The 19,141-nt window shown below is 37.6% G+C and carries 29 protein-coding genes and 1 pseudogene; all 30 read left to right on the top strand.

Features of this window, described 5'->3' with window-relative positions; translation table 11 throughout:
- On the top strand, positions 1-226 hold a 226-nt coding region (locus HMPREF2904_RS11010; RefSeq protein WP_141751184.1), incomplete at its 5' end, for a DUF1642 domain-containing protein.
- Positions 223-720, top strand: coding sequence for a DUF1642 domain-containing protein (locus tag HMPREF2904_RS02460; protein ID WP_070659737.1), 498 nt, complete (start codon positions 223-225; stop codon positions 718-720). The genes HMPREF2904_RS11010 and HMPREF2904_RS02460, both read left to right, overlap by 4 nt.
- Positions 717-857 (top strand): hypothetical protein, encoded by a 141-nt coding sequence (locus tag HMPREF2904_RS11700; RefSeq protein WP_176744601.1) that lies wholly within the window; start codon positions 717-719, stop codon positions 855-857. The genes HMPREF2904_RS02460 and HMPREF2904_RS11700 overlap by 4 nt, the downstream gene beginning before the upstream one ends.
- Positions 858-869: 12 nt before the next feature.
- Entirely contained in the window at positions 870-1,292 is a 423-nt protein-coding gene (locus HMPREF2904_RS02455) for a hypothetical protein (protein WP_070659735.1), read from the top strand.
- Positions 1,292-1,471, top strand: a complete 180-nt coding sequence (locus HMPREF2904_RS02450; protein WP_070659733.1) for a hypothetical protein — start codon at positions 1,292-1,294, stop codon at positions 1,469-1,471. The genes HMPREF2904_RS02455 and HMPREF2904_RS02450 overlap by 1 nt, the downstream gene beginning before the upstream one ends.
- A gap of 109 nt (positions 1,472-1,580) precedes the next feature.
- Positions 1,581-1,775 carry a hypothetical protein gene (locus HMPREF2904_RS02445; protein WP_061455145.1) on the top strand — a complete coding sequence of 65 codons (195 nt, stop codon included), beginning with the start codon at positions 1,581-1,583 and terminating at the stop codon, positions 1,773-1,775.
- Positions 1,747-2,028 carry a hypothetical protein gene (locus HMPREF2904_RS02440; RefSeq protein WP_070659731.1) on the top strand — a complete coding sequence of 94 codons (282 nt, stop codon included), beginning with the start codon at positions 1,747-1,749 and terminating at the stop codon, positions 2,026-2,028. The genes HMPREF2904_RS02445 and HMPREF2904_RS02440 overlap by 29 nt, the downstream gene beginning before the upstream one ends.
- A gap of 5 nt (positions 2,029-2,033) precedes the next feature.
- Positions 2,034-2,447, top strand: coding sequence for a single-stranded DNA-binding protein (gene ssb / locus HMPREF2904_RS02435; RefSeq protein ID WP_070659729.1), 414 nt, complete (start codon positions 2,034-2,036; stop codon positions 2,445-2,447).
- A gap of 9 nt (positions 2,448-2,456) precedes the next feature.
- Positions 2,457-3,250, top strand: a pseudogene (locus HMPREF2904_RS02430) (DNA methyltransferase).
- A 47-nt stretch (positions 3,251-3,297) separates the two neighbouring features.
- Positions 3,298-3,492 (top strand): hypothetical protein, encoded by a 195-nt coding sequence (locus HMPREF2904_RS02425; RefSeq protein WP_070659724.1) that lies wholly within the window; start codon positions 3,298-3,300, stop codon positions 3,490-3,492.
- A 38-nt stretch (positions 3,493-3,530) separates the two neighbouring features.
- Positions 3,531-3,968: an ArpU family phage packaging/lysis transcriptional regulator gene (locus HMPREF2904_RS02420; RefSeq protein ID WP_061455148.1), complete on the top strand. Its 438-nt coding sequence runs from the start codon at positions 3,531-3,533 to the stop codon at positions 3,966-3,968.
- Between the two features lie 213 nt (positions 3,969-4,181).
- Positions 4,182-4,748, top strand: coding sequence for a site-specific integrase (locus HMPREF2904_RS02415; RefSeq protein WP_070659723.1), 567 nt, complete (start codon positions 4,182-4,184; stop codon positions 4,746-4,748).
- 331 nt (positions 4,749-5,079) lie between these two features.
- Entirely contained in the window at positions 5,080-5,418 is a 339-nt protein-coding gene (locus tag HMPREF2904_RS02410; RefSeq protein ID WP_061455150.1) for an HNH endonuclease, read from the top strand.
- Positions 5,419-5,518: 100 nt separating this feature from the next.
- On the top strand, positions 5,519-6,787 hold the full coding sequence (locus tag HMPREF2904_RS02405; protein ID WP_070659721.1) for a phage portal protein: 1,269 nt from the start codon (positions 5,519-5,521) through the stop codon (positions 6,785-6,787).
- Positions 6,777-8,168 carry a hypothetical protein gene (locus HMPREF2904_RS02400; protein WP_070659719.1) on the top strand — a complete coding sequence of 464 codons (1,392 nt, stop codon included), beginning with the start codon at positions 6,777-6,779 and terminating at the stop codon, positions 8,166-8,168. Before HMPREF2904_RS02405 ends, HMPREF2904_RS02400 begins: the two co-directional genes overlap by 11 nt.
- Positions 8,158-8,397, top strand: a complete 240-nt coding sequence (locus tag HMPREF2904_RS02395) for a DUF7675 family protein (protein ID WP_070659717.1) — start codon at positions 8,158-8,160, stop codon at positions 8,395-8,397. Before HMPREF2904_RS02400 ends, HMPREF2904_RS02395 begins: the two co-directional genes overlap by 11 nt.
- Positions 8,398-8,506: 109 nt before the next feature.
- A complete protein-coding gene (locus HMPREF2904_RS02390; RefSeq protein ID WP_070659739.1) occupies positions 8,507-9,919 on the top strand; it encodes a terminase in 1,413 nt (470 codons plus the stop codon).
- 80 nt (positions 9,920-9,999) lie between these two features.
- Entirely contained in the window at positions 10,000-10,464 is a 465-nt protein-coding gene (locus HMPREF2904_RS02385) for a capsid assembly scaffolding protein Gp46 family protein (RefSeq protein ID WP_070659716.1), read from the top strand.
- A 6-nt stretch (positions 10,465-10,470) separates the two neighbouring features.
- The gene (locus tag HMPREF2904_RS02380) at positions 10,471-11,367 is read left to right on the top strand and encodes a phage major capsid protein (RefSeq protein ID WP_070659713.1); all 897 of its coding nucleotides are present in this window, start codon (positions 10,471-10,473) and stop codon (positions 11,365-11,367) included.
- A gap of 11 nt (positions 11,368-11,378) precedes the next feature.
- Entirely contained in the window at positions 11,379-11,594 is a 216-nt protein-coding gene (locus tag HMPREF2904_RS02375; protein WP_070659711.1) for a HeH/LEM domain-containing protein, read from the top strand.
- A 5-nt stretch (positions 11,595-11,599) separates the two neighbouring features.
- Positions 11,600-11,995, top strand: coding sequence for a phage Gp19/Gp15/Gp42 family protein (locus HMPREF2904_RS02370; RefSeq protein ID WP_070659709.1), 396 nt, complete (start codon positions 11,600-11,602; stop codon positions 11,993-11,995).
- Positions 11,982-12,320 carry a hypothetical protein gene (locus HMPREF2904_RS02365; RefSeq protein ID WP_070659707.1) on the top strand — a complete coding sequence of 113 codons (339 nt, stop codon included), beginning with the start codon at positions 11,982-11,984 and terminating at the stop codon, positions 12,318-12,320. Before HMPREF2904_RS02370 ends, HMPREF2904_RS02365 begins: the two co-directional genes overlap by 14 nt.
- Positions 12,313-12,549, top strand: a complete 237-nt coding sequence (locus tag HMPREF2904_RS02360; RefSeq protein WP_070659706.1) for a hypothetical protein — start codon at positions 12,313-12,315, stop codon at positions 12,547-12,549. The genes HMPREF2904_RS02365 and HMPREF2904_RS02360 overlap by 8 nt, the downstream gene beginning before the upstream one ends.
- Positions 12,550-12,885: a hypothetical protein gene (locus HMPREF2904_RS02355; RefSeq protein ID WP_070659703.1), complete on the top strand. Its 336-nt coding sequence runs from the start codon at positions 12,550-12,552 to the stop codon at positions 12,883-12,885. It abuts the gene before it with no gap.
- A gap of 15 nt (positions 12,886-12,900) precedes the next feature.
- Positions 12,901-13,479 carry a phage tail tube protein gene (locus HMPREF2904_RS02350; RefSeq protein ID WP_070659701.1) on the top strand — a complete coding sequence of 193 codons (579 nt, stop codon included), beginning with the start codon at positions 12,901-12,903 and terminating at the stop codon, positions 13,477-13,479.
- 3 nt (positions 13,480-13,482) lie between these two features.
- Entirely contained in the window at positions 13,483-13,752 is a 270-nt protein-coding gene (locus tag HMPREF2904_RS02345; protein WP_061455159.1) for a hypothetical protein, read from the top strand.
- Between the two features lie 14 nt (positions 13,753-13,766).
- Complete coding sequence (locus HMPREF2904_RS02340) at positions 13,767-14,141, top strand: DUF5361 domain-containing protein (protein WP_070659700.1); 375 nt, start codon at positions 13,767-13,769, stop codon at positions 14,139-14,141.
- Entirely contained in the window at positions 14,141-17,089 is a 2,949-nt protein-coding gene (locus tag HMPREF2904_RS02335; RefSeq protein ID WP_070659698.1) for a phage tail family protein, read from the top strand. Before HMPREF2904_RS02340 ends, HMPREF2904_RS02335 begins: the two co-directional genes overlap by 1 nt.
- Positions 17,089-17,793 (top strand): phage tail protein, encoded by a 705-nt coding sequence (locus HMPREF2904_RS02330; protein WP_070659696.1) that lies wholly within the window; start codon positions 17,089-17,091, stop codon positions 17,791-17,793. Before HMPREF2904_RS02335 ends, HMPREF2904_RS02330 begins: the two co-directional genes overlap by 1 nt.
- On the top strand, positions 17,790-19,141 hold a 1,352-nt coding region (locus tag HMPREF2904_RS02325), incomplete at its 3' end, for a phage tail spike protein (RefSeq protein WP_176744600.1). The genes HMPREF2904_RS02330 and HMPREF2904_RS02325, both read left to right, overlap by 4 nt.

Here is a 19,141-nt window from a genome sequence, read left to right as displayed (position 1 = left end):
TGGCTACGAGGTCGAGAAAGAGAAGCGGTATTTGGTGAAGGTTAAGGGAGTAGACTCATGTTTTGAATGTCTATACTATGGAATGGGGTCAAATACATGGAGTTTTAGAATGAAAAATGAGAGTGGATATTTTAGACGAAATCACACCCGCAAAGAGCTTGAAGATGCTGGTTTTGGTGAAGTATTTAATAGTTCGCTGTTTGAAGTTGAAGAGGTGGAAGAATGAATAAACAGGAATTGATCGAGAGTATTGCTCATTTACCTTCAGATTGCAGCAGACCAAGACCGATGATTGATAAAATAACAGCGTTGGAATTGATTAAGTTGCTAGACGAACCGCAGAAAGTCACAGTACCACAACTCGTGGCGGATTGGTATGAGGAACATAAAGAAAATTTTGACTCAAAACTTTGGGCAGAGATTTACAAATTTGGGACAGTTGAAAAGTCAGAGTTTGCTAAGTGGGTATATAAAACTAAAAATTCAATCAGCACTATTGTAAATATGTACCAATTCGGCTACACAGTCGATAAAGAACCGAAGTATACAGTTAAGATCAAATCTGTAAATCAGTATCTTGTAAGAAATACAGACGAGGATTTCTTAGGTTTTTTACAAAGTAGATTAAAATCGAAATTTACTCGCAAAGAGTTAGAAGATGCAGGACTTGAGGAAGTGTTTAATAGTCCGTTGTTTGAAGTTGAGGAGGTGGAAGGATGATTCCAGACGACCAATTTATTAGAGAACTTATTGAAGATGAAGATATTATCTTCAATAAAGACAGTGAATATCACAAGCAGAAGAAAAAAGAAAAGAAAAATCCTATTTTCAAAAGAAATAAGCCAAAGAAATTTTGAGGAGGTAGAGTGATGGAATGGAATAAGTTAACCACAAGGAATATTGCTGAAGAAGAGAAGGAGTTTTTTCATAACGCCATTGAGTACGTTTGGGAAGGTGAAACTCCAGAAATTGATGAAGAAGTCCTTGTCTATAACCCAAAGACACAAAATATATATACTGATATCTGGATTGATTATGGAGAAGGAATTGGTTTTGAGCAAACCGATGAAGACGTAGTTTTCTGGATGAGCTATCCTCAACCACCAAGTGCCAAAATGATGAAAAACGAGAAAATGCCCAAAATAGACGATTTTGTGTTTGCATTACAAGTAGGAAAACTTGTAGTAGATACAGCAAAAGCAATTATCGTAGACGATAATCTTTTGGGCAGCAATGGAAAGTTTGTTTTAGATAGTCACACGTTCAACATAACTGTGTCGGAGGAGAAATGATGAATATTGTATTTTATTTAAAAGGTGATGGGAAACTTGAGGCGTTTGGATGCAACGAGGATGATTTGGCTAGGTTGGTTAGTCAATTTAATAACGGGTATCTGATGCATGTTAAGAGGTTATACATTAATCCAAAAGAGGTAATATCTTTTGTGGCTTACAGAAACGAGGACAACTAATGAACCTACAGAACTTTATCTATTTACTATTCGGTTTAGTCTGGCTATCTGGTTTGATTTGGGCCATTTTGGTTGCTGTTCTATCAAATATAGAGGATGATAAAAAAAGATGAAATTAGAGACATTAGTTAAAACAAGAAATGCCTATCAAAAAAGACTAGAAGATGAGAAATTGTTCATATCTTTATGTAATCAAATAGGAAAACAAAATGCCACAGCGAACAAAGAATGGATGAAACGTAAAGTCAGAGATTTAGACAAGGAGATTGAAGAGTATGAACAAAAATCAATTACTGATTGTTAATATTGCAGCTCTATTTTTAATACTCTTTCTATCAAGCATAAATCTAAACACACGAATAAGAAAACTTGAACAAGAAAATAGGGATTTGCAATGGGAAGTAGAAGAGCACGAATTAAGTATCCAGCGCATGGCTGAAAAAAATACAATGCAGGATACTATTATTAATAAATTAAATCGAGAGTATCAAATGCGTGAGCATGAACGAGCTCAGAAGCTGAAAGAAATTGCCGAACAGAACGGAGTAGGAGGATAAGAATAATGATTAACAATGTAACTTTGATCGGAAGATTAACAAAGGATGTAGAGTTGAAACGTACTCCTTCAGATATTGCTACTGCACAATTTACAATAGCTTGCAACCGGAATTTTAAAAATGCCAATGGAGAATATGATGCAGATTTTGTAAATTGCGTGATGTGGCGTGAACAAGCAGAACGCTTCGCAAACTGGACCAAGAAAGGGTACCTTGTAGCAATTGTTGGACGTATCCAAACAAGAAACTATGAAGGGACGGATGGTAGACGTATTTATGTCACAGAGGTTGTAGCAGAGAATTTTCAAATTTTGGAAAAACGTGATAATTCTGGTAATCAAAATTCAATGATGGAACAAATGCCACCTTCTTATGCTTCAAATCCAATGGATATCAGCGACGATGATCTTCCATTTTAGGAGGTATCTATGTCAGATAAAAAAATGATCGTTTGGGCATTGTTTGACAGTGGCAATGGGAGCTATACAAAAGGTGTGAATGCCCTGAATAGTTCGGGGGGGGGGCTAACATTGACATCTATCCAATCGGAATAGACATAGAAAACAAGAACAATCATTTTATAAATTTGAACCTTGCAGACTATGGCCGAATATTTGGAGATAACACACTTTTCAATGTGTTAGATCAGTTGCCAAAACCTGATTTAATAATAGCTAGCCCGCCATGTGAAAGTTGGAGTAATGCTAGTGCTATGTGTGAGGGGAATGCGTGTTGGAAACAAGAAGATCTATCAGATAGCCTATTTGTTCCACAAAGGAAGGGTAGCATGTTTACTATCAGAAATGCTTCTGACTATGAGAAAGCTTATATAAACTATCAGTATGACCGTCAGTTTATGAAAAGGGTAAATGGGGAACTTTGTGCTTTCAACACTATTGAGATTATTAAGCGTTATGAACCAAGTTATTTCATAATAGAGAACCCTGCAAGTGGGCGTTTGTGGAAATATATTGAGTGTGTTATAGGATTTAAACTACCGCACCTCAACCTAACAAGATACAACAATTATGATTACCCTTTACAGAAACCTACAAAATTCGCTAGTAATCTTGATTTAGAGCTTAAAAATGACATAATTAAGCAAGAAATTGAGTGGGGGAAATTTTCTAAATCTTACAATGAACGATCAAATATTCCACAAAAACTAGTAATAGATATTTTTAGCAAGGTTTACAATGAATTTTTAAAGGAAAAAGTCTAAATATCAGGCATTATATTTAAATATGATGATCAGACCAGGAGGTATATATGATTATATTTGATGAGTTCTATCGTGAAGAAGTTCGACGCTGCTATAAAGAAATTGAAGCTCTAGAGGTAGAAAATAAAAAACTTAAAGAAAGAATAAGTCACTTCATACGTTCTTCATGTGATAGTGAGTGGAAGAAGATCGTTAAAGATTTTAAGATTAAGAAACAAAATCGGAAGTGGAAAGCAAGATAAACTAACAGATATAGCAATTCAGGAAACGGAGGTGAAGAATGCAGCTTTTTGATGATATCGATGAAAAAGAAACAATAAGAAGGGCTAAGAAAAAGCTCTCAGAATATCCACGCTGGAGAGAAATAGCATGTGATGACCCAATTCAAAAAGTAACGCAGGAATTCACATTTCAACCAAGAGGAGGAGCAGGACCTAATAAAGCTGTTGAAAATTTAGCTGTTCGACGTGTGGATGCAATGATTGAGTTAGAAGAAATTGAACAAGCGGTAAGCAGGCTATTCAATCCTACTTATCGGTACATACTATTTTCCAAGTTTTTAAAAAATCAAAAAGATCTAAACTACGAAATTTACAACTATCTAGGTATAGAGAGGACTAAATTTCAGGAACTGTACAACAATGCTTTGTTAGCATTTGCAGAACAGTATCGAGATGCTGTACTAGTATGTAATAAAAAAACGGTATTTTTGCGGTAAAAATACGGTAAACATAACACAAATTATGGCTTAAAATAGTATTATCAGAAAATGAAGGCGGTGGCCTGGTAGTTTTTTGTAGATCTCCTAATTGTATTTTTGGTTAGCTGTTCACCAGAGAGATTCGGGGTGGCATGGGTTCGAATCCCATACAGCTAATATTTTAAGTCAGTTCTAATGGACTGACTATTTTTATTTGAAAGGAGTAGGTAAATGCGTAAAGTAGAACCGATTCGGGATACAGATGATATTGAGCGCATGAAGGATTACTTAAAGAGTAAGAATGAACGAGACTATGTAATGATGGTTACAGGGCTGTATTCAGGAATGCGAGTTAGTGATATCCTGCCCTTGAAAGTAAGAAGTGTTAAAGGAACTCACATTGAAGTTACCGAACGAAAGACAGGTAAAACAAAAAGGTTCGCTATTAACCCAGCTTTAAGAAAAGCATTGGATCATTATATAAAAGAAAATGAATTAAAGGATTATGATTACTTGTTCCCTTCGAGAAAGAAGGTTAACAATGAAGGTCTTAGAATAACACACATTGGTAGGGTGGCAGCATATCAGATCTTGAGGGATGCAGGAGAGCATATTGGTTTAACAAACATCGGAACACACTCTATGAGGAAAACGTTTGGATACCATCACTACAGAAAGAATCAAAATGTTGGAATATTGATGGAGTTGTTTAACCATTCTTCACCAGATATCACACTAGGCTATATAGGGTTCAAGCAAGATGAGCTAGACAATAGCATGCTGAGTTTTGCTTATTAAGGTCACGTATTTAACAAAATGAAATAAAGTAAATTCATTTATTGATGATGGCCCACTTATCTATGAGAGAGTAAGGTAGAAAGTCTTATGCTTCAAATTAACAGAATATAAGATATGTTAAATTCAAAGACCCTCCCCCTCTAATAAAATAACACCCATCGACTTTAAAATACCAGGCTTAATTATTACACCCTCCCTCATTAATTTACACCCTACTATCTAACAAAATAATACCCCCCACTATCAACACCACGGTATTGATATCGAATAATAGAACGAGGTATAGGGTGTGTAGAATGATTTGGAACAGAAATAATAATTGAGGTGAACAATGAAAGAACTACGGGCAGACCGCAACGGTCCGCATCGAGTAGCATTTGAAAAGAATAAGAAGATACTACTCAAGACTCAGAATACCTGTGGGATCTGTGGCCAGCCTGTAGATAAATCACTCAGGTACCCTCACCCACTATCCCCAGTGATAGACCACATCATTCCAGTGAACAGGAATGGACATCCATCAGACATCAAGAACTTACAGCTTGCGCATTGGCAATGCAATAGACAAAAGTCTGATAAGTTATATGCTGAACAAAATTTTGAAAAAAATGCAATTGTTGGAAATCGCAATTTGCCACAATCAACCAATTGGCTGAAATACCACAGTTGACCCAGAACTGATAGGGGGGTTACCCCCTCCCCTCGGTTCTGGCCGAGCTTCACGCCGTCACTGTACATATTTTCTCGTGCCAAAACGAAAGGATAAGAAATTGGAATTAAGAGGAATTGAATATCTCAGAAGAAAATTAGAATTTTGCAGGCCTAGGGTTAATTTGCGGTATAAACATTATGCTATGCAAAATAATGACAACCCCATAGGAATCACTATCCCTATAAATGTTCGTGCTCAATACAAATCAACGTTGGGATGGACTGCTAAGGGGGTTGATAGCCTTGCAGATCGTCTAGTATTTAGAAAATTCGAAAATGATGATTTTGAAGTGACTGAGATTTTTGAACAAAATAACCCGGATATATTCTTTGATAGTGCAATCTTAGCCGCACTGATTGGGTCATGTAGCTTTATTTACATTTCAAAGGGGGATCAGGGAGAAGTAAGATTACAGGTGATTGAATCAAGCAATGCAACAGGAGTTATTGATCCAATCACTGGATTGTTAAGTGAAGGTTACGCAGTATTAGCTCGTGATGATTATGGGCAACCAACTTTAGAAGCATATTTTGAGTCTAGTGCTACTCACTTTTTTCCAAAAGGTGAAGAACCTTATTCAGTCAATAACCCAGCTGATATCCCATTATTGGTCCCTGTTATTCATAGGCCAGATGCAGTTCGTCCATTTGGACGTTCACGGATTACTAGGGCTGGGATGTATTATCAAAAATACGCTAAACGAACTTTAGAGCGTGCTGATATTACTGCTGAATTTTACTCATGGCCACAAAAATATATCATTGGTTTAGATCCTGATGCGGAACCTTTGGAAAAGTGGAAAGCAACAGTTTCTAGTCTACTAACTATCTCAGCAAGTGATACTGGAGAAAAACCAAGTATCGGACAGTTTACGACTGCTAGCATGACACCATTCACAGAGCAATTGAGGACAGCAGCAGCTGGATTTGCTGGAGAAATGGGCTTGACCTTGGATGATTTGGGATTCGTTTCAGATAACCCATCATCTGTAGAAGCGATTAAAGCTAGTCATGAGAACTTGCGTTTAGCAGGTCGAAAGGCTCAGCGATCATTAGGTGCTGGTTTCCTTAATGTAGCTTATGTAGCTGCTTGTTTGCGTGATGAATTTCATTACGAAAGAAGCCAATTCGTGAAAACAACCGTGAAATGGGAACCATTATTTGAAGCGGATGCTAATATGATGACCATGATTGGTGATGGTGCTCTTAAATTGAATCAAGCCTTGCCTGGCTATATCAATGCTGAAACAGTTCGAGATCTTACAGGTATTGCTGGTGATATGTCTGCTGTTCCTGTGACAAATGAAGGAGAACCAGATGGAACATGATGTATTACCTGGTATTCTAAAAGAAGTACAGCATCGTTTTGAAAGCGAATATGGGAAGAGCGAAGTTGTCAGTCGAGCTTTTGCAGAACTACAGGCCAAAAAAGCAACTTATAAGACAGCAAATGAGTTTGCTATCGAAGTTGGAGAAATTCTCTCTAAGGCTCTGGAAGCTTCTCTAAGCGCCGATAAATTACCAGATGGTAAAATGTATTACAATATTGCTCAACGTTTGTTGACGGACGTGCTGGGTCGTAATTATGAGATAATAAGCGCTTATACTAGAGATGTTCAGGATAGTTTGAACAGAGAGGCAAAAATAGGGCTTAAAGTTCAAGTTCCTTTACTAAATCAAGATCGAATAGCTGGTATCGTAAATCGCTTTTCGTCTGAAGATAATTTCGAAGATGTGAGTTGGCTGCTCGGTGAGCCTATTGTCAATTTCACGCAATCAATTATTGATGATAGTATTCAAAAAAATGCTGAGTTTCATCATAAATCTGGATTACAACCCGAAATTATTAGAAAATCTTATCTCCATTGCTGTGATTGGTGTCAAGAGGTTCAAGGTAGCTATAAATATCCAAAAGTTCCAAAAAATGTTTATAGAAGACATCAACATTGTCATTGTACTGTTGACTATGATCCAAAAAGCGGGAAAGTTAAAGACATTTGGAGCAAAATTTGGAGAAAAACAGATGAAAGTGATAAGATAGAAGCAAGAAAAGATATCAATGGGAAATCTCAAATGAGCGAAGTGAGAAAACTTGCGCTTCAAGAAGGAATTACCTCGAATCCTATCAAAAAAAGTCCTAAAAAACTAACTGAGGAGCAAATCATTACTGCTGTTGGTGGTGGAGATAAAACAAAAGGATCATGTTCATCCGCAGCTTTTGCTTACATAGGTAATAAAGGTGGTTATACCGTTTTAGATTTTCGAGGAGGGGAAAGCTGTGACTTTTTTGCAAGAAACAGTAGAATCCAAATGATAGGAAATCTTCCTGGTGTTAAAATGCATGTTGTTAAACATACAAATGACTTTACTGCTGTCAGAGAATTGTTGGAAAAGGTAGAATCCGGGAATGAATATTATTTAGCGGCAGGTAGACATGCAGCTATCATAAGAAAAAATGAAGGCCGTTTCGAATATTTGGAATTACAATCCAGAATATCAAATGGGTTTAAACCATTAGATAACATTGTTTTGAAAGAAAGATTCAAGTGTAAAAAAACGCATAGTACCAGACACGGTAAATATGAGGTGGATAGTTGTATTATTGATTCGGATTCATTGAAAGATAATCCTGAGTTCCATAATATATTGAGTTTCATTAACACAGCCGGTTCTAAACAAATGAAAGGAATTGAAGGCCATGAAAGATGATCATGAAGAAATAAACTGGTCTGAATATTGCTATAAAGAAAATCATGATGACAAAATTTGGTGGGTTGATACGTCATGGTTTGCTAGAGGGTTGATGTTATTTACGTTTGATAAGGAAAAGTTCTATAACCTTTTTGAAGATTACCCTCAAAACATGACTTCAGAAGAGGTTGAAATATTTGATAAAGAAAATCCATATTGGGCTGAATTCTTTTCAGACCGAAAATAAGAATACTGAAGCACTCGAAAGGGTGCTTTTATTGTGGTTTTAATTAGGAGGTGATCCGATATCTCCCAGCGATAGGGTTATCATGCGATTACGATTGAAAGGTTATAGTATGGCTAGGAAGAAACTTGGCAATCAGAATCCTACTCAATCGGTGATTTTAAAATACGTCAAGAAAAATTCATTAGCAAATGAAGCGATTGATCTTTACGAAAAAACTGGTCTTTCTTGCTATTCTTGGCAAAAAAACCTTCTACTACCTATGATGGCTGTTGATAAAAATGGCTTATGGGTGCATCAGAAATTTGGATACTCTATTCCTCGACGGAATGGGAAGTCAGAGCTTCTTTACATTTTGGAGATTTGGGGGCTGCATAAAGGACTAAACATCCTTCACACAGCTCATCGTATTTCCACTTCTCATGCCTCATTTGAAAAGGTTAAACGTTACCTGGAGAAAATGGGATATGTGGATGGTGAAGATTTCAACTCTATCCGTGCCAAAGGACAGGAACGGATAGAATTGTATAAAACTGGTGGTGTGGTCCAATTCCGTACCAGGACATCAAATGGGGGTCTTGGTGAAGGATTTGATATGCTTATCATTGATGAGGCACAGGAATACACAACAGAGCAGGAATCTGCTTTGAAATATACTGTAACCGATAGTGCCAATCCAATGACTATCATGTGTGGGACTCCTCCTACCCCAGTTTCCAGCGGTACAGTCTTTACTAAGTATCGAGAAACGTGCTTATTCGGTAAAGGGAAATACTCTGGTTGGGCTGAATGGTCTGTGTCTGAAGAAAAAGAGATTGACGATGTGGATGCCTGGTATCATTCAAATCCTTCAATGGGTTATCACTTGAATGAACGAAAAGTAGAAGCTGAGCTAGGTGAAGATAAACTAGATCATAATGTTCAACGTCTAGGTTTCTGGCCTACTTATAATCAGAAGTCTGCTATATCTGAAACAGAATGGAATGAATTAAAAGTATCTGATATTCCTGAGCTTGTCGGACAATTATTTGTTGGGATTAAGTATGGACAAGATGGTACAAATGTTGCCATGAGCGTTGCAGTGCGGACGAAAGATGGACGTTTTTTTGTCGAAGTTATAGATTGTCAATCAGTGCGTAATGGGAATGACTGGCTAGTGGCTTTTCTGCGTAGTGCAGATGTGGCCCAAATCGTTATTGACGGTGCAAGTGGTCAAAAGATTCTAGATGAAGAATTGAAGGACTACAAAATTAAGAATGTCATCTTACCAACCGTTAAAGAGATCATAGTGGCAAATGCTCTTTGGGAGCAAGGTATTTATCAAAAAAATATCTGCCATGCTGGACAACCATCTCTATCAAAAGTGGCTACTAACTGCGATAAGCGGAATATTGGTTCAAATGGTGGTTTTGGTTATCGCTCTCATTTTGACGATATGGATATTTCTTTGATGGACAGCGCTTTGCTTGCGCATTGGGCTTGTGTAACCACTAAGCCTAAGAAAAAGCAAAAAATCAGTTATTAAAAAGTAGCAGTCTAAGAACTGCTTTTTTTGATGATAAAATTACCGAACTGCCGGGAAAGCAGGAGAAAGGAGACATGAGAATGTCAGAATTTAAGGTTATTGAAACGCAAGAGGAACTTGATGCAATCATCAAGAATCGTTTAGAACGAGTTAGAGAAAAATACTCGGATTACGATGAGATAAAAGCTCTTGTTGTTCAAGTACAGGATGAAAATAGCAGTCTAAAATCTGCATTAGAAACTTCTAAGCAAGAGACAGAAAGTTCTAACAAGCAAATTGCCGATCTTGAGGCTAAAATTTCCGGTTATGAAACAGAAAACTTACGGACTCGAATTGCATTACAGAATGGTTTGCCATTCGACTTAGCTGATCGCTTGCAAGGTACCGATGAAGAAAGTCTAAAAGCAGATGCAGAACGCTTAGCATCTTTTATCAAACCTGTCGAACCTGTTGCACCAATGCGTGTTGTAGAACCACAAATTGGAGACAATAAAACATCGCAAATGAAGTCAATGCTTCGAGAATTAAATAATACAGGAGAATAATGTAATATGACAGACAATTCATTAAAACAAGGAACGCTTTTTAAACCAGAATTGGTTAAAGAACTCATTTCAAAAGTGCAAGGACGTTCTGTTCTTGCTAAGCTCTCATCTCAAACACCAATTCCATTTAATGGAGTTGAGCAATTTATCTTTAATCTTGAAGGGAATGCTCAAATTGTTGGTGAAGGACAACAAAAAGGTGCTGGTAAAGCAATCATTGAACCAAAGGTAATTAAACCGCTTAAATTTGTATACCAAGCACGTATCACAGATGAATTTAAATATGCTTCTGAAGAAAAACAACTTGAATACCTTTCACAATTTGCTGATGGATTCGCTAAGAAAATCGCAGATGCTTTTGATATCGCTGCTATCCACGGTTTGGAGCCAAAAGGGCTTACAGATGCAACCTTCCGTGGCACTAACTCATTTGATGGTTTGATCACTGGGAATATCGTAACTTATGCAGAAGATAAATTTGACGATAACATTGATGCTGCTGTCCAACAAATCGTAGCTAAGGGTGGAGAAGTTACTGGTGTGGCTATTTCTCCATTAGGTGGTCAATCACTTGCTAAGTTGAAAGTAAATGGTGTGGCTCAATATCCAGAATTCCGCTTTGGTCAAAATCCTGACTCGTTCTACGGAATGAAATCAGACGTAAACAAAAACTTGACTGTTACAGGTGGAACTGCTCAAACAGACCATGCAATCGTTGGTGACTTTGAGAACCGTTTCAAATGGGGTTATGCTGAAAATATCCCAATGGAAATCATTGAATATGGTGATCCAGATGGAGCTGGTCGTGACTTGAAAGCCTACAATGAAATCTTGCTGCGTGCTGAAGCGTTTATCGGATGGGGTATTCTTGATGCTGATGCATTTGCTCGAGTTAAAGCGTAAGGTGATTTGAAATGATTTACGTTAATAAAGTATCAGGAGAAATAATCACCACTGATTCAGTGCTGGGAGGAGATTGGATCGCTGGTAGTGAATATAAAAACGGGACAGAAGTTTCAGAAATGAAAGTGGCAGATATTCGCTCTAAACTAGACAGTTTAGGAATCGAATACGACAAAGGAGCTAAGAAGGCTGACTTGCTTGCTCTTTTAGAACAGCATGAAGGATAGTTAAAATGACAACATTTGCAACAGTAGAAGACCTTGAAACTTTGTGGCGTTCTTTAAAATTCGATGAACGGAAGAGAGCAGAGGCGCTGTTGAAAATAGTGTCAGATTCTCTTCGTGAAGAAGCTAAGAAAGTCAGCAAAGATTTAGATAAGATGGTGCTTGACAGCCCATCTTATCAAAGTGTTGTGAAATCTGTTACTGTGGATGTGGTTGCTCGTACATTAATGACATCAACCGATCAGGAGCCAATGACACAAATGGCTGAGTCTGCTATGGGATATTCTTTTAGTGGCTCTTATTTGGTGCCTGGTGGTGGCTTGTTTATCAAGGAGTCTGAACTAAAGAGGTTAGGCTTCAAAAAGCAAAGATATGGGGTGATTGATCTTTATGGGACGAATTAAAGGTATTACGATCACTCTTATAGAAACCGTTGAGAAGGGAAGGGATGACTTTGGTCATCCCATTTTTGAGGAAGTTGAAACTTTGGTGGATAATGTCCTTATATCTCCATCTTCAACGGAGGATATCACAAGCCAGATGAATCTAACTGGACGGAAAGCAGAGTATACTCTAGCACTACCAAAAGGTGATCTTCATGATTGGGAAGATAAAGAAGTTTTATTTTTCGGTAAGAAATGGAAAACTTTTGGAATTCCTCTTGAAGGGATTGAGGAGATGCTTCCTTTAGCTTGGAACAAGAAGGTGATGGTAGAACGCTATGAGTGATATTAAGTTTAAACTCAATCGTGCAGGAGTGGCTGAATTAATGAAATCTGCCCCTATGCAGAGTATCCTTTCTCAATATGCATCTGATATTCAAGCTAGATGCGGTGATGGTTACGTAAAAGATATTCATGTAGGTAAAAATCGTGCTAATGCAATGGTTAGTGCAAAGACCTATAAAGCTAAGAAGGACAATATGAAAAACAATACTCTTTTGAAGGCGGTGAATTAAATGATTGAAATTGTTATCAAGAAATATCTTGACGGTCATTTATCAGTACCGTCTTTTTTTGAGCATGAAATTAACATGCCAAAAGAGTTTGTAATCCTTGAGAAGACTAGGGGAGCAAAGAAGAACCACGCTAAGACTGCAACTTTTGCTTTTCAGAGTTATTCAACAAGCATGCAGAAAGCTGCTGAATTGAATGAGAAACTAAAACAAGTTATCGAAAACATGGTTGAACTGAATGAGATCAGTGGAATCCATCTAAACAGTGATTACAATTTCACAGACACAGAAACTAAAAAATATCGTTATCAAGCGGTATTTGATATAAATTATTTTTAAGAAATGGAGAATGGAATGGGATCAGAAGCTCAAACTACTCAAACAACATCGTCATCATTAGTGACGACAGCAAAACCTAAAATTGGGGGTGCAATCTATTCAGCACCTAAGGGAACTCCTCTACCAACAGATGCTACAACCGCCTTAAATGCTAAATTTCTATCTCTAGGATATATCTCAGAGGATGGCTTGGAAAACGAAAATAGCCCTGAATCTGAAAACGTCAAGGCATGGGGCGGTGATATCGTACACTCCTCACAAACAGAAAAACCCGATACATTCACTTATACATTAATCGAGGCATTGAACATCAATGTTCTTAAGGAAGTATACGGTGCGGATAATGTGACTGGGGATCTTAAAACAGGTATCACTATCAAGGCTAATTCAAAAGAATTAACTAGCCATTGCGTTGTGGTAGATATGGTATTGAAAGATGGTACTATGAAACGTATTGTTATTCCTGAAGGAAAAGTAACGGGTATCGGAACTATCTCTTACAAAGACGCTGAGACGGTCGGCTACCAAACAACTCTTACAGCATTTCCAGATGGAGAAAGCAATACTCACTACGAATACATCAAAGGAGCTTAATACATGTCAGAAACTAAATCATTTAAAGGGACTACTAAAACAGGTTTTCCATTCGATATCAGTATGGAGCGGATGGAAAACTATGAGGTAGTAGAAACTATTGCTGAAATCGATGAAAACCCTCTTGTGCTACCTCGATTGCTTAAATTGTTGCTTGGTGATCAAGTGGCAGCGTTGAAAGATCACGTCCGTGGTGAAGATGGAATTGTACCAACTCAGAAGTTGATGGATGAAGTACGGGACATCTTCGAGTCACAGAATGTAAAAAAATAGTAACCCTTTCCAGAATGATCAAAACTGATGAAGATGCTTTGATTTGTGATTTAGCTGAGACGTATCGCATTTATGATTACAGACAGCTACCTGCATATCAGGTAGCTGTTTTTTCATTTGGTCTGCGTGATGATTCAAGGATAAAAGTTGCAATGTCAGGGCAGAATGTACCAACTGATCTATTAATCCAGGCAAGTATGTTGGATCGACTATCTATGCTTGTATGGATGAAAACCAAAGATGGACAGCAGGGTAAAAACCGTCCGGCTTCAATGGTTGATAGTCTTCTCAAGGTTGAGAAGGAAAAGGAACAGATGGTATTTTCATCTGGAGAGGAATTTGAAGAATACAGAAGTAAATTGTTAGAAAAGATTGGAGGTGGTAATTAATGGCGACAGAATTAGGTCAAGCATATATCCAAATTATGCCATCAGCTCGTGGAATCAAGGATATGATTAAGAAAGAGCTTGGCTCTGAAATACCACAAGCAGGGCAGGAAGCAGGGGAATCTTTGAGTTCTAAGATGCTAAGTGTCGCAAAAAAAGCAATAGCAGCCGCCGGAATAGGTAAATTCTTTTCTGCATCATTGACAGAAGGGGCCAATCTTCAACAGTCATTAGGAGGGATTGAAACTTTATTTAAAGGTTCTGCTGATACGGTTAAAAAGTATGCTAATGAGGCATATAAAACAACAGGATTATCAGCCAATGCCTACATGGAGAATGTAACAGGCTTTAGTGCCAGCCTTCTTCAATCGTTAGGTGGTGATACTCGGAAGGCAGCAGATGTTGCTAACATGGCTATGGTCGATATGGCAGACAATAGCAATAAGATGGGGACGTCTATGGACCGTATCCAAGATGCTTACCAAGGATTCGCAAAGCAAAACTATACAATGCTGGACAACCTTAAACTAGGATACGGTGGTACAAAAACAGAAATGCAACGCTTACTAGCTGATGCGCAAAAACTGACAGGTGTTAAGTATGACATCAATAACCTGTCAGACGTGTACCAAGCAATTCATGCCATTCAAGAGAATTTAGATATTACCGGGACGACTGCTAAAGAGGCAGCGACTACTTTTAGTGGATCGTTTGCATCAATGAAAGCAGCAGCTCAAAACGTCTTAGGGAAATTAGCTCTTGGTGAAGATATTATGCCTTCATTACATCAACTTTTTGAAACCGTTAAAACATTCCTTGTAGGTAATCTGATTCCAATGGTATGGAATGTATTAAAAGGGATCCCCCAGGTTTTAGCTGCTGCACTCGGTGAGCTTATGCACATGCTTTTCGGAGACTACATTGGAGAAAGCATTATGAACGATCTTTATGATGTTTTTGATAAAGTAGGAGGAGTTGTCAGCACTATCTATGATATGATTTTCGGATCATTGAGTAAGAAAGACAATATAGATTTTTTAAAGAATCTAGGAATAAATGAGAAAACAGCTAGTAGCATTGTGAACATTGGCGATAATATCCGTACCATGTTTGAAAATATTGGTGCTGTTATTAGTAACGTTGCTGGGATTGTTGGAGAATTTATTAGTGATCTTTTTGGACTTGCTAAAAGTAAAGATAGTGTTGGAGGAGTAGCTTCAGCTTTTGAAGCCATTACTAAAGTTTTAGCTGATGCATCAGGTAAAGTAAAAGATTTTACAAAGTGGATGCGTGAGAATAAAACAGTTATGGATATTGTTAAATCTGCTCTAGCAGGAGCCTTAGCAGGTTTTTTGGCATTTAAAGCAATTACAACTATTCAATCTATTATCACAGGTTTCAAATCAGCACTTTTAGCAGTCAAAGGCGCAGTTTTAGCTTTTAACGCTGCAATTGCTGCTAACCCACTCGGAGCATTAGTAGTCGCTATTACTGCTGTCGTAGGTGCATTAGTCTGGTTTTTCACCCAAACAGAAACGGGTAAGCAGATTTGGAGTGCTTTCGTTGATTTTGTAGTAGGCTTGTGGAATGGTCTTGTAGAGTTCTTTTCTGGTCTATGGACAACCATATCAGAAGGAGCAATAAACCTTTGGAATGGGGCTGTAGAAGTCTGGAATGGTGTTATCGAAGGAATAAAAAATGCTTGGAATGGAATCGTAGAATTTTTTGTTGCTTTGTGGGAAGGTATTTCTAGTACCGCTACAGCTGCATGGACTACAATTACAGAAACAGTAATGACTATTGTCCAGCCTTTTATTGATGTTTTTATGTCAATTTGGAATGGAATGAAAGATGGTCTAGGTCAGATTTTCGAAGGCATTAAAACAATTTTCAGCGGGGCTTGGGAATTAATAAAGAGCATTGTAATGGGTGCGGTACTATTTATCATTGATTTGGTAACTTTAGACTTTACAAAAATGGGTGAAGATCTAGGATTGATTTGGGAAAGTATCAAATCTGCCGTTTCAATGATTTGGGATGGTATCTGTACTTATTTTAGTGGGATTATTTCTACAATCATAGGATACTTCACTGGTGCTTTCGAAGGGCTTAAGACATTCTTGTCTGGAATCTGGGATTCTATAAAGGAAACAGCAGTAGCCATGTGGAATGCAATATGTCAAGCTATTCTTGGCATTATAGATGCTTTCGTAGCTAGTGCAAAAGCCCTTTGGGAAGGTTTCAAATCTTTCATGTCGGGATTATGGGAAGGTATCAAATCTACAGCAATAGGCATGTGGGAAGGTATCAAATCCGGTCTTGGTAGTATTTTCGATGGAATTGTCACTGGTGCACAAAAAGCATGGGATACCATGAAAAACGGAGTTAAAGACCTTTGTTCAGGTATTAAAGGATTTTTCTCTGGCCTAGCAAATATCAATCTTTGGGATGCTGGTAAAGCTATTCTTGATGGCTTCTTAGGGGGATTGAAAAGTGCGTATAATGGTGTTAAGAATTTTATCGGTGGTATTGCAGACTGGATCCGTAAACACAAAGGTCCTATTTCTTATGACCGCAAGTTGTTAATACCTGCAGGTAAAGCTATCATGGGAGGATTTGATGCTTCTTTACAAAATAGTTTTAAAGATGTGCAAAGAACTGTTGGTGGAGTAGCTGGATGGATTTCAAATGCATTTACAGGTGATGATTTTGACTTTGGATCAGGAGCATCTTTCAGTAAAGATATCACATCCACATTGCAGATGCCTAACGCTAAATATGACACAACTGAGTCTAGAATGGTGTCTGAGATGATGATTCTGAGATCAAGTTTAGATACTTGGCTTGAGAAGATATCAAACAAAGACTCTAATACTTACTTAGATGGAGAAAAATTAGCCATCAATGCCTATCAACGTCAAGGACGAATCATGGCTAGAGAGGGGATCTAATGGCAGTAAATTATCTGATTATCAATACTTTTAACACAAACACTATATCAGATAGTGTGGTGACTGATTTTGGAGATATTAAAGGTGCTATCCCTCGATATGATGAGCAGAAAAAACTTTTTGGAATGAATGGCCAGTATAACATTGAAGATGGTGCTTATGATGGATATGAGCGAACTTTGAAGTTGTTTGTTAAACGATATGAAGATGCTCAAGCTATTATTAACGCATTCCAGAAGCAAGACAATGTATTGGAATTTAGTTATCAGCCTGGTAGCATTTACTATGCCGATTTACTTGAATCAGAAATCTCGCCTCATGGCCAAAATAACTGGATTGTAAGTATCAAGGTGTATCAACATCCTTTCAGATATTTAAAAAATGTTCAAGAGGTTGTGCTGTCAGGACGTGGGACAATCACTAATCCAGGTACAATTTACTCAGAACCCGTTATTACAGTTGAAGGTCAGGGAGAAGTGACCCTAACGATTGGTAACCAGACAATGGGATTAAATTTATCAGGTGGGGCTAAAATTGATTGTAGACAACGGAAGCAAAATGTATATACATTGAGTGGGCAGCTTAAGAACACCTTGCGAACAAGAGGGCCGTTTTTTGAACTGCCTAAAGGAGTTATAGGTGTAACTACATCTGGTAATGTTTCCAAAATCAAAATTCAAGGAAATTGGAGGTATATCATTTGATTTATTTAAAAGAGGGTAATATTCCTCTTAATTTGTGTACGGATGATGACATCAGCCAGCAAGAAAATAATACTTATCAGCTTACCTTCAAGTATCCTGTTAGTGATGAAAAATGGAGCCTGTTACAAAACGAAGTTCATTTGTTAGCAGATGATTTGTCAGATGAACAAGAATTTGTAATCTTTGACATCCAAAAGGAGCATGGATATATCACGGTATATGCCAATCAAGTAGCAACGTTGCTAAACGGATATAGTATCCGCAAGATCAATGTAGATCGGGCGAATGGCTTTACTGTGATGAACAAGCTAGTAGAAGGGCTAAAGAGAGAATGCCCTTTTACTTTCTTTTCTGATATCTCTGAATTACATACTTTAAATATAGAGAATGTATCAGTAATTGATGCACTTCTAAAAGGTCAGCACTCAATTATTGGTCAGTGGGGTGGTGATTTAGTCAGAGACAAATACTCAGTGAGATTGTTAAAAAATGGAGGGATTGAGAATCAATCTCTTTTTATGTATAAGAAAAACCTTTCTGAGTACAAAGAATCCAATACCACTAAATCGCTTAAGACAAGAATTCATTTCCGTAAAGTCATTACTGCATCTGGAGAAGGAGAGAAGGACCAGGTCCTTGAGGTTACTGTAGATAGTCCACTTATAGATAAGTATAAGCATATCTATGAGGATGATATGGAAGTACAAGACCAGGATGTTAAAACCATTGAGGATTTAAAAGAGTATGGTAAGAAATACTTTCAGTCAAGTCTTTGCGATTTGCCCGACGAGAGCTTAGAAATTGATGTGTTGGGTCATGCTGATCAACCAGTAAAACTATTTGATACAGTATCAATTTTTTATGAACTCTATAATATTGATATTCGCAAAAAGATTACCAGCTATAACTACAGTCCAATGTCTAAGAAATTGAAGAAGATTGGATTTGGTAAAATCTCACGTTCGCTAGGTGGTGCGATTGGCAAAATCGTCGACGATGTAGTCAAAGAAAAAATCGCTAGTCACGATGCTGAATACGAGGCTAAGGTTCAAAAATTAGTTGATAATGCCAATGCTGAATATGAGAAACGAGCTACGGAAATTGAAAATAAGGTCACAGATGGCATTGAGGAAGCCAAGGCTAAAGCTGAAGTAGTCAAAGAAGAAATCTCAGCGCAAGTCACTGAGAAGATCGAAGCAGCAAAACAAGCAAACAAGACTGAAATTGTGGAAGAGTTTAAAGCTCAATACAATGGTATTGAAGTCAAGATGGAAGGTTTGCAAGCTACTACTGACAAATTAAAGACCAGTGATGCAGATATCCAGAAGCTGATCAATGATTTCAAAGA

It is taken from the genome of Streptococcus sp. HMSC072G04, assembly GCF_001813295.1.
In the GTDB taxonomy this organism is placed as follows: Bacteria; Bacillota; Bacilli; order Lactobacillales; family Streptococcaceae; genus Streptococcus.
This window is presented reverse-complemented; position numbering and strand designations above follow the sequence as displayed.